The sequence below is a fragment of the Maribacter vaceletii genome, assembly GCF_003634105.1.
Classification (GTDB): Bacteria; Bacteroidota; Bacteroidia; order Flavobacteriales; family Flavobacteriaceae; genus Maribacter_B; species Maribacter_B vaceletii.
Genome location: NZ_RBIQ01000007.1, coordinates 1,672,556 through 1,689,376, shown reverse-complemented (window position 1 = coordinate 1,689,376; position 16,821 = coordinate 1,672,556). Strand labels below are relative to the sequence as shown.

Sequence of the window (16,821 nt, the reverse complement as noted above, 5' to 3'; positions counted from 1 at the left end):
AAAAACGAGAGTTCTATTTCATAAATTTATCACTTATAAGGAAATTGGTTTTATTATTTAGAGACTATTTTTTATCTCCAAAATAAGATGGTCCATCACCAGTTAAGAAATCTTCTCTTACAGGACTAAATGTATCAATCAACTGTCCTTCTTCCAAGCAAACTGCACTATGTAATAAATTGGGTTCAATATATACCCCATCTCCTGCTTCTACAATTTGTTTTACTCCATCTATTTCAAATTCAAATTTACCTGAAACACAATAAGTAGCTTGTGTATGAAAATGTTGATGCGGAGCACCTAATGCTCCTTTGTCAAATTTTACGCTTACCATCATGATTTGATTATCGTACCCTAAGAATTTCCTTGATACTCCTCCTCCAAGTTCTTCCCATTGCATTTCTTTTGCAATTACATATTTTTCACTAAATCGTTTCATTTTTTTTTGCTTAATTAATTATAATAATAAGTTCCCAACCAAGTATAATTCTTGTTGTTAATTTTTAAACTATGGTTTGCCTCTTTTGAAGCATTTGTATTTGCCATGATAAACAGCTTAGTACCACCATTTATAGTAGTTACAGAAATAGCTGTGTAATCTGCTGTATTTAAAACTACTTTTATTTCTTTAATAGTACTATATGCATTTACTGCAAATTCTGAAACGGGACTATAATTACCATGTGGCTCTATTGCCGAAACAAAAAGTGTATTTTGTGTATTTGTCCTACGAATTAGGAATCCAGCATCTCTTCTTAAATTAAATTCTGGATCATTAGCGCCTAATCTAGAGAATATTAATTCATCTGTATCTTCTGTTATTGTAGTAAGCGAATAAAACTTACCGTTATTTAGCCACATTAGTTTACTATTGTTTTCGCTAGGGACACCTTCTGCTTCTTTCCATAAATGTTGGTAACCATTATCTACTCCTAATGGATTTAGTGTAGGGAAAGAGGAATACTTAAAATTTGTTTTCATTACTTGTCCCATATAATAAAAAGGCAAATCGTATTGATTTTTTTGAGCCGATTTAACTTTTAGAATATCTAGTAGTATTGGTTTTTCATAATCCTCACTTTTTAGCATTACTAAAGTTCTATGCATTTGTGTACCTGGATATGCATTATTTTCTTTAGCACTAACAATTTGTAATTCTGGGTTATCTTCATTAAAAAAGTACAATTCTGAATGATGTTTACTACCAATTTCATATTTTCCAGAAAAATGAGATGTTTCATTCTGTACCAATGTATTATGCGCAATTGTTTGCTTTGCCCAGGTAGTATTTTCTTTTAAATAATTACCACCACCTTTATGCTCTATATTTACAAACCTTGCTAAACCATAATCTTGGAGAACCTCATCTCCTTTTTCATATAAAGAATAAGAAAGTTTATCATAATGGCCATGACTAAGGCCTTGTGCCGCATATTTAAATACAGCCGTTAATTCCTCATTTCCATATCTTAAAATACCAACACCACCTTGCTTTCCTTGGGCGCCATCTCTAAGATTAATAGATTTTTTAATAAATGGTTTTACTTTTCCTTCTTTTATACCAAGAGCTATATCTAAACCAGAATCATCTAAAACTACTCTATTTTGCTTTTCTGCCACACTAAGTAATTCTGGATTATTACCTCCAAAGTGATACGCAATATCTACAGCAGTAACTAATTCTCTTGAATAATAAGACATACCTTTTTGCCCATCATTTAAAGGAAAAAACTCTCCGTCTGCATCTGTTAAATTAAGTAAGGTTGTAACTGATTTTAATAAGACGCTATCCTTATGCTCAAAGATTTTTAACTCTGGTTTTACATTATGCAATCCTTGTGCAAAAATTAAAAATGGATACATTGCATATCTCTGGTAATAAGGACCTTCTGTGTAGTAGCCTTCTGGAGAAAAAGGTTCTTCTAAGTTTGCTAAAAAACCTGCTTTTCCTGCAGTATATAAAAAACCTCCATCATTATCTTTAGCATTCATATCTATATTAGACTCACTTATACCATATAAAGCTCTTTTTATTAAATCATCATCATTCATTACAAGGCCAATCATCCCAACAGCAGCATTACCCCATGTACTATGGTTGTGTACTCTATTATAAAACTGTGGATTACCAACAGAAATAAAATCTGCAAATGGCCTAAATAAGTTTTTTTCTAATTTTTTTCTTTCCTTTTTACTAAGCCAATCATATATGCAATCATAAGCCTGACTAACATAAACCAACCAATTAGAATCATTTAAACACTGCCAAAATAATTTTCCTCTTGCATATGACCTTTCTTGAGGGTGAATTGGTAAACTTTTATACATTTCTTCATACTGGAACAACATATTTTTAATGTATATAGCATACTTCTCATCTTCTGTAATTTGAAAAAGCACTCCTGCTTTCTGTGCTATTAAAAAATTTCGCTTATGTCTTTCGTGTGTATAACCTCCAGAAAAATCTTTTGGAGTTGGTGTAAAAATTCCTAATGCAATTTCTGCATCTACTTCTTTTTGTACTGTTTGTAAAGTGGCATCAAAAATTGGAATAGTACCCAGTTCTTTCTTAATTAATGCTACCCCTTTTTTTGTTAAAATTAAATTAGGGTGCTCCACTTTATCCTGAGCATTACAAAATATAATTGTAATAAAGAATAGTAAAGCCAAAACTGGTTTTACTATTCTTATATTTTTTTTGAACTTTAAACTCATATAATAAAATCTAAAATTATTTATATTTTGCTAGGTAAAATCCCTAAATTAGAGGCATTGGTTCCCTTTTTTATTAGTGGAGAATCTTCTTCTAAAGTATATTCTCCTTCTTTAAAACCTGGTTTTAATTTCCAATTATTTTCTAAAGTATATTTTTGGTCTCCCGTAACTTCTATTCCAATAGATTTATAAAAATTATTGTTTCTAACAGATACAAGAGGCTCCCCAACTACAAGGTGCATATTAAGAACTTTACTGTTCTTAAAAATATTATTCTTTATGTCTGTTTCTTGTACTCCATACAATGATATTGCAGCATTATATTTATTGCGTTTCCCTTGTCCTACATTATCAAAAACACAATGATCTATTTCTAAAAATGGTCCAAAAGTACTTTCATCTTTTCCTCCTCTATGCAACCTTAATGCTGCTCCTTTTACATCTGTAAATGTGTTATTCTTAAGTATTACATATTCTACATTATAAATACCAATATCATCAGTCTCTTTATCTAATGCCATAACAGAACCAGATATAGTCTTAAATTTTGAGTTTTTAATACTTATAGTATCTGCAAACGTATTTTTATATACACGAATAGCATCAAAAGAATGATTAACATCTAGGTTAACAAAATCACAACTCTCTACAAAAAGTTTGTAATTATCTGTCATAGAATATTTACTTGTAGCTATTACAGAGTTACCTGTTCTATCTGGAGATGAGGCACCATCAAAAACTACATTTTCTACCTTTAAACTTCCTCCATTTTTAATTTCAAATAAATTTTTCTTTTCAAATAGAATAATGGGTTTATTTGTAGATTTTCCTCTTATAGTTAATGGCTTATCTATTGCAACCGTTTTAGTAACTGCATAAGGACCTTCTGTGTTTAATTCTATAATATCTCCTGCTTTTGCATTTTTAACAGCCTCATACAAGGCATTTAACTCCTTAGAAACCTCAATAGTTTTTCCAGAAGATAACGCTACCTTTTTATCTTCCTTAGAATACCATGCTACTCCAGTATTTTCTTTAGTAGCTATAGTTTCTCTTAATTTTGCCCCAACATTTTTTGGCGCATTTACTGGCATTAATAACCCTGCATTATTTTTTTCTAATTGTAGAGAAACACTTTCAAAACCTTCTTTTGCTATAGTCTTAACATTAGGGCTTATTATATTATCCTTAAAAGTAATTCCACTTATATCATCATAAACGGTGAATAAATTATCTTTCTTTTCATTATAAAAAATATTATTATTCACTATTGAGTTAATAGGAGCTGCACTACGCTCTGCATCACTACCAGCACATAATTGTACATGATCGCAATTAATAAATGTATTGTTAGATACTTTTGCATCTTCTACTTGAAAATATCTATTTATAGGAGAATTTGGGACTCCGTTCATTATAACAAAAGCACCTCTAAAACGGTAACCAGTTAATCCTACTCCATAATTATTAACAACAGTTTGCTGCCCATTAATAACGCGCACACCACCTGTACTTGGCTTATTGTTTCCTATAAATACATTCCCATCTACTAATGTTTCATTTCCATGACGCATGGTTAATGTACCTGTACACTCATAAAAAACATTATCCTTATAGGTGTTTTGATTAGATTTATTAGATATAATTTCATGTTCGCCATTACATCTATCAAAGTAGTTAGCCTCTACTAAGGTTTTAGAATTAATCATAGAATAATGACTAGTTCCTATTCTTAAAGTCTCCCCCCCATTAGACCCTAAATTAGGTCTTGGACCAAAATAATTATGATCTATTTTATTGTTATTTTCTTGACTTTCTTTAGAGTTTAAACGAACAATCATAGTAACTCCTCTGTTAGATTTACCCTCTAAATGATTGTGATCTACTCTATTATTTTTGCCATAAATTGCTACCCAAGTGTCTGGCTCATGACGCTCTGGGTTAGTAAAGTTATCTATAACGCATTCTGTTAGTCTACAATTACTAGATAGGGTGTTGTTATCTTTTTTAAATGAGATAACTTCAGTTGTTGGTGTATATCCATTTTTAAAAACCAAACCGCTTACCACTAAGTGTTCTCCAGCAATTCTTAAATTAGACTCCCCTTCTAAAATAACTTTTCCTTTTTCTTCTACAGTTAAAATAATTGGTTTTTCTGCTGTTCCTTTTGCTTCAAATAATAGTTCTGTATTTTTCCAAACTCCATTTGCTAATGTAATTACATCACCAGGTTTAGCTTCTTTTACAAGCGTATTAAAATCCTCTATAGTATGCACTAAAGATTTTCCTTCTTTTTTCTTTGAGCAAGAAGAAGTTAAGACTCCTAAAAATAATACGGATAAAATGAGAATTTGTTTCATATTTATAAATTGGTTTACCAAATTGGTTTACCAAATATATAGTTATTTATTGATTAAGCAAAAAATATGCTTGAAAATTACTTATTTTATAAAGTCAACAAGCATATTATAGTATATATTAATACATCGTAGTAATTGTATTATAATATTCTTTTCCAGTCACGATTGAAAATTAATTTTTAAATTCTTAATAATCTTATCTGTAAGAGGCTTAGCTATAAAACCCTCTACCAAAGAATATTGTTTAGCACGTTCTATATCTCTAGAATCTATAGAAGAACTTAGAATATAGATTTTTGTATTTACATCTTTATAAGATTCATTAAATGCATCTAAAAACCCCCAGCCATCTAAAACAGGCATATTTAAGTCTAAGAAAATTAATTCTGGAAGTTTATTTTTTTCTTTTAAAAAAGATTCTAAACACTCTACCCCTTCTTGCCCATTATTGCTAACTAATATTGTATCGCAAAATTCATTGTTATTTAATAAAATCTTGGTTCCAAAAATAAAAATTGGATCATCATCTATTATACAAATGGTTTCTATACTCATCCTATTTTAAAATATGTTGTAAACTTGGTTCCTATATGCTCTTTACTTTCTACTTTAATTTTTCCTCCCATTGCCTCTAGTTGGTTCTTAACAAGAAATAACCCAATTCCTTTGGCATCTTTATGAGCATGAAAAACTTTATATAATCCAAACAGTTTATCACCATGCTTATTTAAATTTATTCCTAAGCCATTGTCTTCTATACTAAAAATTACATTGTCCCACTCTATCTTTGCGTTAATATATATTTTTAACCGGCGATCTGGCATTCTATACTTCACCGCATTTGTAATTAAATTAAGTACAATACTTTCTAAATAAGCCTGTATTGCCAATACAGATACGTCTTTGGGAACATCTATAACTATTTTTGCATTTGCTTCTTTTATTAATGAATTAATATTTTGAATGGATTTGTTTACAAAATCTATAAGTTTATAAGAAGACAAACTTGCACTAATGTTAGATTTTATTTCTACAATTTTATTTAGATCATAAATAGTATCATTCATATTATCGGATACTATTTTTATATTTTTAAGAAAATCGTTCTCCATTAACTTAGGATAATCCTTGCTAGTTAAATCTAAAAGCATAGATATATTACTAGCGTGCGACCGCAAATTATGAGAAACAATATGTGCAAAATTTACTAGACGATTATTATGTTCTTTTAAATTTTCTGTTAGGGATTTTGTTTTTGTTACATCTTGAATTTGCAATAACATATGTAACAACTCTCCTCTATCATTCTTTACGGCAGAAATTACAATAGTAACCCAAACTATATGTCCTTTTTTATGAATAGCTCTAATTTCTCCTTTTACTGCATCTTGTTTTTTTAATAAAATTTCATCTAATAATAATTTAGTTTTGGATTTGTCTTCTGGGTGAGCTAATGCTCCATAAGAAAAATTATACATTTCTTCTTTTGAATACCCAAAGATTTTAATTAGCGAGGTATTTACTTTTAGCACTTTACTATCTGGTCCAATAAATGCCATTCCTATATATGCTTGATTAAAAGTGTTACGAAGTTCTTCTTCTTTTATTGAAAGTTCTTTAGAGTTTTTAGTTTCAGTATCTACATCTTGAAAAAAACCATATAAACGGTTACAGCTCCCATTTTTAAATTCTACTATTCCTGTGGTACGAGTCCATAAATATTCATTTCGGGATACATTTTTAGCCTCTAAAACCACATTAAAACCCTTCCCTATATTCATTGCATTATTTAACACCTCTCTAAAGGTTTCCCTGGAATAACCCTCTTTATAAAAATTTATATCCTTTTGAATACTTGCCATATAATTCAATGGCACACCTAATATTTTTTTTATAGTATCATCCCAAAAAATTTCATGTGTTTTTAAATCTATTTCCCAAATCCCTATTTTAGCTGTTATATTTATTCTAGACATAAGGTTAGAAAAATCTGCTAACTTTAAAGCTGTTTCTTTTTTCTCTGTTATGTCTTGATTTTGGGTAAAAAAATGTATTATTTCTCCTTCATCATTTTTAATAGAAGAAGCAATAATGTTTAACCATATAATATGTCCTTTTTTATGAACACATCTAATCTCTTCTTGAACAGAATTAAGCGCCCCACTTGAAACCCTCTTGAACATTAATTTAGCTTTTTCCTTATCCTTTGGATGTGCTAGGGATCCAAAAGAAAACTTATTGTAAAAATCTTTTTCTGAAAAACCTGTAATATTAAGCAAAGCTTTATTTACTCTTTCTGGCTTTCCCTCTAAATTTATAAAAGCCATTCCCATTGCAGATTGGTCAAAATTGTGTCTTAGCTCTTTTTCTTTTAGAGCTAATTCTTTGGAAACTCTAGTCTCTTTATCTACATCTTGGAAAAAACCATATAAACGAGTACAAACGCCATTAGTAAATTCTACAATACCTGTGGTTCTTGTCCATATGTACTTATTTCTTGATTTAGAAAAGACTTCTAAGAAAACATCAAAACCTGCTCCATTTTCTAAAGCATTTTTAACCGCAAGTGCAATTGTATCTCTAGAATACCCTTCTTTAAAATAAGATATATCATCCTCTAATGTTGCGGTATAATCTGCTGGCACCCCAAGCATTTTTTTTATGTTAGTATCCCAATAAACTTCATTATTTTCTAAATTTAACTCCCATATACCTATTTTAGCAGCAGTATTTATACGTTTCATTAAATTAGAGTAATCGGCTAATTTAATTTCTGTTTCCTTTTTTTCTGTTACATCTAACATTTGGATTAATAAATGTATAAGTTCTCCTTTGTCATTCTTTATTGCCGACAAATTCATAAACACCCATATTTCTTTTCCAAATTTGGTAACCCCTCTTACCTCTCTAGAGAAAAAATTTCGCCTTCCTTGTATTACTTCCTGAATCAATGGCATTGTAATATTATAATCCTCAGGATGTATTATATTCTCATAAGGTACTTTATAAGCCTCTTCTTTAGTATACTCAAATATATTAACAAGACTATTATTGGCTTCTTTTAAATTATTTTCTAAATCTACAACCCCCATTCCTATGGCAGCCTGATCAAAGGTTTGCCTAATCTCTTCTTCTTTAAATGCTAAGGTTTGAGATAATCTTGTTTCCTTATCAACATCTAATAAAAAACCAAATAAACGGTTACATTTCCCATTTTCATATTCAGATATCCCTATTACCCTAACCCATTTTGTTTTCTTCGTTACTCTTGTTACTATTGGGTAAATAACATCATAGTCCTCGCCATATTTAATTGCTCTCTCAATAACAGCCTTATGCTCCTTTTTGTTTTCTTTTCCTTTTATTAAATTTATAGCTTTACTAAGCGTTGGATGAAAATCTTTTGGAATCTCTGTTAGTTTTTTAAAACTCTCGTCTATAGATATGGAAGATTCAAGTATTTTATTATAATTAATATTTACCTCCCATATTCCAATTTTTGCAACATGATTTATTCTTTTAATAATATTAGAATAATCTAAAAGAAGTAATTCGCCTTTTTTCTTAGAAGTAATATCATATAAAAAGCCAGATGCTAATTTTCCTGACCCATCCTGATTAATGTCTGTTAACTTTCCAGAACTTAAAACCCAAACCCAATGTCCTTTTTTATGTTTTAGTCTAAATTCAATCTCAAAAGAACCTTTATCTTCTAATACGGAAAAATAAGTTTTATCAATAAGGCTTTTATCATCAGGGTGTACCAGATTTACCCAAAAACCTTTTGTTAAAGGTTGTAATTCAGAAACAGAATAACCAATTATTTCGGAATATCTTTCATTAATTTCTACTAAACCAGTATTAAAGTTAAGTTCCCAAATTGCAACCTTACCTCCTCCAATAACATTTTTATAATACTGTACTTTACGCTCTAGGATTTGCGTTTTTTCTTTAATATCACTTACAGAAATTGCAGAACCTACTATTTTACAATTCCCTTCTTCTTGATTTATTATTTTCCCTCTCAACTTCATCCAAATAATTCCGCTTTTGGCATAAAATCTTACAGTGCAATTAAGAGCATTAGAATTATTTTTAATATTATTACAAGCAGAAATAAAATATTCTATATCTTCCTTATGAAGGATAGAATGTAAGGTTTTTTTAGTAGTAAATACTTCTTCTGATGTATACTCTAAAGTGTTCCAAAATTTTTGACTAAACCAAAAATCTTCTGAAACGGCAAGATTTATTCCCCAAAGACCATCAAAAAAAAATTCATCTATTGTAGCACCTCCATCAAGATTTCCTAACCAATTTGAAATATTGCTCTTTGTTTGAATCATACTTACCTTTTAAAGCGAAACACGCCTAGTAAATGTAAGAAAATTATGCTATTAAATTTATGAGTTGTAGAGCAAAACCTCCGAAAAGGATATGATAAGAGGGTAAAACCATTAAAAAAGAAATAGAAGACCCCTTTTAATGTTAATTTTAACTCTAAAATGCCTTTTATAAAACTATAATATTTGTACTCTTTATTATTAGAAAAATAAAATCTAATTATAGACAAATGTATTTTCCACAAGTAAAAGTGTTTAATTTTCTAATTATCAAATACTTAAGGTTTTTTAAAGTTTATTAACACATAACTTAAAAAAAAGGACAAATTATTTAATAAATTTTCTTTTAAAAATCTATATTTTTATTACCTTCGCCGCACCATTTAAAGCATGGTGGCATAGCTCAGCTGGATAGAGCACCTGCCTTCTAAGCAGGCGGTCGAAGGTTCGAATCCTTCTGCCATCACAAATAATTGGAAAAGCCTCAGAAATTATATACTTCTGGGGCTTATTTTTTATAACATGTTTTTTAAAAATTTGTTAATATTCCCACATAAATTAAATCTACTTTAATAAATTGTAAATTTGGTATTCTACTTCTTTTATAGAGCGCTTGTAAATATTGGAACACAATTTGCAATTACTCACTATTAAGAACCTAAATGAAGAATAAAATGAAAAATATTTTAAGCCTATTTTTAATTACACTTATTACTTTTACAGTTACTGCTCAAAGAAAAAATACCAAAGATTTAAAAAAGTTTACCCAACTAAAAGTTTATGATCGCATAATTGTAACTCTAGTAAAAAGCAATGAAAATAAAATAGTAATTACTGGTGATGATAAAGATGAAGTAAGCATATCTAACAAAGATGGATTATTAAAAGTGCGTATGGAATTTGATAATTTTCTTGATGGCGGGGAAGCAAAAGCAACTTTATACTACACTGAAAGCCTTAGTTTAATAGATGCTAATGAGAATGCTAAAGTTACTTCTGAGGAGACTTTTAAAGGGAATTATGCCCAAATAAAAGGCCAAGAAGGAGGGAAGGTAGATTTAAAAGTAAACTTGGAAAGTGTGTATATAAAATCTATCTCTGGCAGTGAAATTACACTTTCTGGAAATGCTAACAAACAAGAAATTACTGTAAACACAGGTGGCAAAGCATTTAACAAAAACTTAGACACAAAAGACACTAATGTAGTTGTTATGGCAGGCGGAAGAGCAGATGTTAAAGCTAGTAACAATGTAGAAGCAAAAGTAAAAGCTGGAGGCTATATTTATATTTATGGTAACCCTAAAAACATTGAAAAAAACAAAATGTTTGGTGGTAAAATAAAAATAATGGATTAAAAATATTTGTTTACTCGATAATAGAGATTTAAATGCTCCGAGGCTTGCCTCGAAATTAAAATTTGTTTCCAAATAAATGCCTCGTGGGCTTGCCCCGAGGTAGTTTACTGCTCTATACTATTTGCAATAAAGCCTTGTAGTTCTTTATTTAAAAATAGAGGTTTTATTTCAATAGGGTTACAACACACTTCACAATCTTCTACATATGTTTGGCTGCTTATAGATGAATCTAATAGCATGGAAATCTCTTCCCAGCAATGCGGGCATTGAAAAAAATGCTCTAACATAATGTATAATTAAAAAGGAACATTTAAAAGCTGTCCTGTTAATTGTAGTAATTGTAATTCAGATAATTTTGCATCATACTTTGCTAAATTTTTATTGGTCTGCGCATTTAATAAATTAATCTGTGCTTGTCTAAATTCTATAGATGTTATTCTTCCTAATTGAAATTGTTCTTTAGAGCGCTCAAAATTATTTTGATTTGTAATTACATTTTGTTCTTGAATTTTAAATATTCGCAGTCGGTTTTCATAAATTCCTAGTGCATTTTCAATATCTCTATTAACTTCTAAAGTTATTTGTTTTTCTAAAAGTGCTTGATTTTGCTGTGCTATTTTAGCATTTTTAACTCTAACCGTAGTTCCTCCACCATCAAAAAGATTCCAAGATAAACTTGCTCCTAATGCTATATTATCTGAAGTCCTATTGGTTCCTGGAAATACTTGTCCTGGAATAAATGAAGAAGGTGCACTTTGATTTAAATTCCACCCGTAAGAACCTGTTAAACCTACGGTTGGTAAATATCCAGATTTATTAACCTTAATATCATAGTCATTAATTTTTAGCCCTTTATTTACAATTAATAAGTTAATATTATTTTCCTGAGCCTTTTTTATATATTCTTCTAATTGCAGCTTAGGTAAAAATTGGATTAAAGTGTCTACCATATAAAAAGCGTTTAGATCTTGATTAAGAACTACATTTAAATCTCTCTTTGCATTGTACAAAGATTGTTTTGTAGTCATTACATTTATACTATCATTGGTAACATCTACTTGCGCATTTAATACATCTAACTTAGTACTTTGCCCATATTCAAAACCGTATTCTTCTCTTGTAATTCTTTGCTTAGAAATTTTTAGCGCTTGTTCTAAAACTTTTTTATTTTCTTCTAACCTTGCTACCTCATAATACACACTAAACAATTGTATTACTGTGTTTTCTATAGTTTCTCTTGCCTGTAATTCACTTAAGGCGTGTTGCTCTTTTAATCTCTTATAATTGTAAAAACGACCTAAACCATCAAAAAGAGTGTAATTAATTGCTATACCTGCATTATAGGTCTGAGATTCTGCATCTCTAATTACAATATCTGCCCTTGGTGTTCCGTCGGTTTCAAACTGACCAGGGTATTCTGTGGTACTATTTATTAAATCATTATAATTAGCTCCAGCATTTCCTGTAAGTGTTGGTAAATATCCTGAATTAAGAACGCTTTTGTTATTCTTAGCAATTTCGGCTCTGTTTTTTGCCATTTTAATACCATAGTTATTTTCTAGGGCTATAGAAACTGCATCTTCTTTTGCTAATATATTTTCTTGTCCTATTATTTCTAAAGGAAAATATACACTAAGAATAATAAAAATTATACTTACTTTTTTCATCTTTTTAATATCATCTAAATACAAAAACATACACTACGTTAAGAATTATGTTCTTGCTCTTTTTGTTCTTTTATTGTACTCTCTACTTCTTCTTTAGAGACTTTATTACCTGTTGCTAACCATTTAGTGCTAACTTTTAATTTATTACTAAAGGATAAGAATATTGGTAACATTACAAGGGTTAATACGGTTGCAAATCCAATACCATAAGCTATAGAAATTGCCATTGGCTTTAAGAATTGTGCTTGCCTACTAGTTTCTAACATTAAAGGTGCTAGACCAGCAATTGTAGTAACCGATGTTAAAAATATGGCTCTAAAACGAGATTTTCCAGCATCAAACAAAGCATCGTCAAAAGCCATTCCTTCTCTAAGGTTACTATTAAATTTACCTATTAACACTAAGCCATCATTCACCATAATACCTATTAAAGCAATAATACCCAACATAGATAAAATGTTTACAGGAAAATCATGAATCCAATGTCCCCAAGCTACAGCTGTTAAACTAAAAGGAACTAGAAGTAATAACATTAAAGGCTGACTAAAGCTCCTAAAGGTAAAAGCTATTGTTATATATATTAAAACTAACACCGTAATGCCTACTGATGTTAAAGAATCTAACATTTTACCAGCTTCTCTATTTTGCCCTTCGTATAATGGGGAGACCGTAGGGTATTTAGAAACAATATCTGGCATAATATTCTTTTGAATATCTTCCATAATATCTGTACCACTAGTTTCTTTTTCATTAACTAAATCTGCAGACACTTGTATTTCTCTACGACCTTCTAACCTATTAATTGCCACATCGCCACGTTCTATAACATAGTTTGCAATTTCTTTTAAAGGAACACGACTACCACTAGGTGTAACAATTCGCATTTCATCTAGGTTTGTTATTGATGATCTATTATCCCTATCATACCTAACCCAAACACGAATTTCATCTTGCCCTCTTTGAAAACGCTGTGCTTGTACGCCAAAAAAACCAGCTCTTACCTGAGACATAATATCTCTTAGATTTAACCCTAATAAATACGCATTTTCTTTAAGCTCTAATCGTATTTCTTTTATTCCTTCTGGGTCATTATCTGCAATATCTTTTAGATTGGCATTATTTATAAGTGCGTCCTTTAATTCCTTTTTAGCAGCTTTTAATTCTTTTATATTATTACTTAAAAGCGATACTGCTACAGGAGAACCTCCAAAATTACCTCCAGAACCATATACTAAACTTTCTACTCCTATTACTGGCCCTACAAGCTTTCTTAAGTTTCCGGTCACCATATCTGCTCGTATTGCATCTGGCCTTTCTTCTCCTGGAAGCAGATTAATTGTTAAGGTTGCAGAGGAAGACCCTGGCCCTAACCTTTTAATCATATTCTCGAAAAGCATTTTATCTTGCCCGTTAAGGTATTCTTCTGATAAATTCTTATTTACAATTGCAGCTTTTTCTTCTATTAGAGAAATTATAGAATCGGTAACTTTTTCATTTGTCCCGTTTGGCATTAACAACTTTACGTCTATTCTATCACTAGCAATTCTAGGGAAGAAAGCAGTTCTAATTGTTCCACCACCAACAGAACCCAAAGTTAAAATTAGGGTTGCTGCAAAGATTGCAAAGGTTAATAATTTATATTCCATTGAAAACTTAAGCAAAGGACTGTACATGTTGTCTCGCATCCATTTCATGAAACGATCTCCCATCTCATTAATAACCCTTAACCTTGCAAATGCTTGCCCAATCCGCGTTTTTGGCTTTTTAGCCATGGGCTTTAACGCTTTAGAATGGGCTAAATGGGCGGGCAATATAATTAAAGCTTCTACTAAAGAAACTACAAGGGTAAGTATTACAATAACAGATACTTCTCCAAAAAACTCTCCTATTCTACCATCTAAAAAAAGAAAAATAGAAAACGCCAAAATAGTAGTAATAATTGCAGATACTATAGGAGGAATTACTTCTAAAGTACCATCTATTGCTGCTTGTACTGGAGATTTTCCTTTTTCATAATGTTGGTAAATATTTTCCGCTATTACAATACCGTCATCTACTAAAATACCAATAACAATAATCATCCCAAAAAGAGACAACACGTTTATTGTAACATCAAAAAAGCCTGCAAAAACAAACATTCCTAAAAAAGAAATTGGTAAACCAAATGCTACCCAAAATGCCAATCTAGTATTTAAGAATAGGGATAAAAAAATGAGTACCAATAGCATTCCCATTACTGCATTTTCTGTAAGTAACTCTGTTCTTTGCGTTAACGTTTTAGATTGATCGCTTACAACGTTTAATTGTATGTTATTGTGCTTCTGGTTAAAGGTTTCTATATACACTTTAACTTTTTCGGCAGAGTCTATTAAATCTTCCGTATTTGTACTTGTTATACTAATATTTACTGCTAAATTTCCATTAAAATAAGACCCATTTGGAGTTTCTGCAAAACGATCTCTTAGTATAGCTACATCTTTTAATCTAATTGTTCTCCCAAAAGCATCTGCCTTTACAATTAAATTAGAAAGTTCATCTCCATAATATGCTCTATTATTAGCTCGTATTAAGTATTCTTCCGCATCTGTTTTTATATTTCCTCCAGTAACAAGAATGTTGGCATTACTAACAGCTTGCGCAACCTCGGAAAAAGAGATGCTATATGCCAGCAAACTATTTTCATCTACAGCAATTTCTATTTCTTCATCCGGATAACCTGTAATAGTTATTTGTGATATACCATCAATTGCTCTAATATCATTTTCTATTTCTCTTCCTATTTGTTTTAAAGTAGCCAAAGGGACTTTGTCTCCGCTTACTGCAAAACCAATAGTTTGTCTTATAGCTTCTAATTTAGATACAATTAAAGGTTCCATACCTGTTGGAAAGGTTGGCACACGATCTACAGCATTTTTTACTTCTAAGAGCATAAAATCTATATCTCTACCTTTTTCTATTTCTACATTTATATTTCCACTATTTTCCTTAGAGGTTGATGTTACACGATCCACCCCTTCTAAACCTTTTAGATTATCTTCAATTTTTAAGACAATACCCTCTTCTATCTCTTGCGGAGATGCTCCAGGGTAGGTTATATTAATAGATATGTTTTTAGAATCTGTTAATGGAAAAAAAGAAGACTTTAAAGTAATTGCTCCTGCAATACCAAAAACAGTTACCGCAATAATTAACACACTTACGGCAACATGGTATTTTATAAAATACTCAATTATTTTACGCATTATTCCTTAGATTTAGCTTGCTTCTTTTTATAAACTTTAACCGCCATTCCTGCATAAGAACCTACTACAGGTTTTGCTAAAATTACTGCTTCATCTGGAACTTGTTTTAGTACTACTTTCTTATCAGAAAAATATATAGGATTTACATCTATAACATCTAAAATTGAATCTTTTACAATGTATATTTTGTCTCCTTCTAAAAGTAAACTTCGGTCTATTTCTATAGCATTTTCTTCTGCTTTTGCATTAAGATTAGCCTCTAAGTACATACCTTCTTTTAAGCTGCTATCTTTTATTTCTATAAAAGCTTTTATGGTTTGCGAAGCTACATCTACCCTACCATTAACTCTTACTACTTTTCCTATATACGTTTGTGTTTTATCTAAATTACTAAGTGTTACTTTTTCGTTTATATTTAGTAAATCACTATATTCTTTACTAATAGAAACTTCTAACTCATAAACATCTGTATTAATAAATTCTCCTAATTTTTGCCCAGATCTAACTAAAGTTCCTTCGGTTACTAAAGCTTCTGTTACTACTCCTTTAAAAGGAGCTACTATTCTATATTTAGACAATCTTTGCTCTAAATTTTTGACATTATAATAACTCGTTAAAACACCTCTCCCAGAAATAAAAAACTTCTCTTTTTCGGAATTCATTTCTGGCAATTTTGGTGTAGTTTTATCTATATCAAAACTCGCTAAGTAAGATTGCCATTTAGGATAAATTTCTGGATAATCTAAACGAAGATCTGGCATTATAGAAGTAATTTGGTTATACAAATTACTTTTAGCAGATTTTACAGAAGCAATATATTCCGCGTTATCTATGTTTATAATAGTTTCTCCATTACGGTATACAGTTCCTGCTTTAAAAAGTTTGTTTCCAGTTTTAAAAACGCCTTGAACTTCTGCATAAATATCTACCCTCCTTTTTGCTATTAAATTTCCATTAGCAGGTATTATAATTGGTATTGTTTTATTCTTTGCTTTTTGTACAAAAACAGTTTTTACTACCTTTTCTACTTTAGGCTTAGGTTTTGTTTTGTTCGCTATAAGCGTTTGCGCAAGAAAAAATGCACCAACAATTAGCAGAACTCCTATTACAGATAAAATTATTTTTCTCATAGTTGGTTG

General features: G+C 30.3%; 10 protein-coding genes and 1 tRNA gene. 2 read left to right on the top strand and 9 right to left on the bottom strand.

Annotated elements, in window-relative coordinates; genetic code table 11:
* Positions 1–64: 64 nt before the first annotated feature.
* The 5 genes from CLV91_RS07000 to CLV91_RS06980 all read right to left on the bottom strand — a co-directional run bounded on the left by CLV91_RS07000 (position 65) and on the right by CLV91_RS06980 (position 9,421).
* Positions 65–439, bottom strand: a complete 375-nt coding sequence (locus CLV91_RS07000; protein WP_121065327.1) for a cupin domain-containing protein — start codon at positions 437–439, stop codon at positions 65–67.
* 14 nt (positions 440–453) lie between these two features.
* Positions 454–2,715 carry an alginate lyase family protein gene (locus tag CLV91_RS06995; RefSeq protein WP_121065325.1) on the bottom strand — a complete coding sequence of 754 codons (2,262 nt, stop codon included), beginning with the start codon at positions 2,713–2,715 and terminating at the stop codon, positions 454–456.
* Between the two features lie 20 nt (positions 2,716–2,735).
* Complete coding sequence (locus tag CLV91_RS06990; protein WP_121065323.1) at positions 2,736–5,075, bottom strand: chondroitinase-B domain-containing protein; 2,340 nt, start codon at positions 5,073–5,075, stop codon at positions 2,736–2,738.
* Between the two features lie 159 nt (positions 5,076–5,234).
* A complete protein-coding gene (locus tag CLV91_RS06985) occupies positions 5,235–5,630 on the bottom strand; it encodes a response regulator (RefSeq protein WP_121065321.1) in 396 nt (131 codons plus the stop codon).
* Positions 5,627–9,421, bottom strand: a complete 3,795-nt coding sequence (locus CLV91_RS06980) for a PAS domain-containing protein (RefSeq protein ID WP_121065319.1) — start codon at positions 9,419–9,421, stop codon at positions 5,627–5,629. Before CLV91_RS06980 ends, CLV91_RS06985 begins: the two co-directional genes overlap by 4 nt.
* 389 nt (positions 9,422–9,810) lie before the next feature.
* Here CLV91_RS06980 and CLV91_RS06975 point away from each other — a divergent pair.
* A tRNA-Arg gene (locus CLV91_RS06975) sits at positions 9,811–9,884 on the top strand.
* A 208-nt stretch (positions 9,885–10,092) separates the two neighbouring features.
* Entirely contained in the window at positions 10,093–10,773 is a 681-nt protein-coding gene (locus CLV91_RS06970) for a head GIN domain-containing protein (RefSeq protein WP_170146708.1), read from the top strand.
* A 104-nt stretch (positions 10,774–10,877) separates the two neighbouring features.
* Here the strand turns inward: CLV91_RS06970 and CLV91_RS06965 are convergent, their stop codons facing one another.
* From CLV91_RS06965 to CLV91_RS06950, 4 genes are read right to left on the bottom strand one after another with little or no spacing between them, the layout of a single operon-like run.
* Positions 10,878–11,060 carry a CPXCG motif-containing cysteine-rich protein gene (locus CLV91_RS06965; protein WP_121065315.1) on the bottom strand — a complete coding sequence of 61 codons (183 nt, stop codon included), beginning with the start codon at positions 11,058–11,060 and terminating at the stop codon, positions 10,878–10,880.
* Positions 11,061–11,069: 9 nt separating this feature from the next.
* Positions 11,070–12,440, bottom strand: coding sequence for a TolC family protein (locus CLV91_RS06960; RefSeq protein ID WP_121065313.1), 1,371 nt, complete (start codon positions 12,438–12,440; stop codon positions 11,070–11,072).
* Between the two features lie 38 nt (positions 12,441–12,478).
* Positions 12,479–15,682 (bottom strand): efflux RND transporter permease subunit, encoded by a 3,204-nt coding sequence (locus tag CLV91_RS06955; RefSeq protein WP_121065311.1) that lies wholly within the window; start codon positions 15,680–15,682, stop codon positions 12,479–12,481.
* On the bottom strand, positions 15,682–16,812 hold the full coding sequence (locus CLV91_RS06950) for an efflux RND transporter periplasmic adaptor subunit (RefSeq protein ID WP_121065309.1): 1,131 nt from the start codon (positions 16,810–16,812) through the stop codon (positions 15,682–15,684). The genes CLV91_RS06955 and CLV91_RS06950 overlap by 1 nt, the downstream gene beginning before the upstream one ends.
* Positions 16,813–16,821 lie beyond the last annotated feature (9 nt).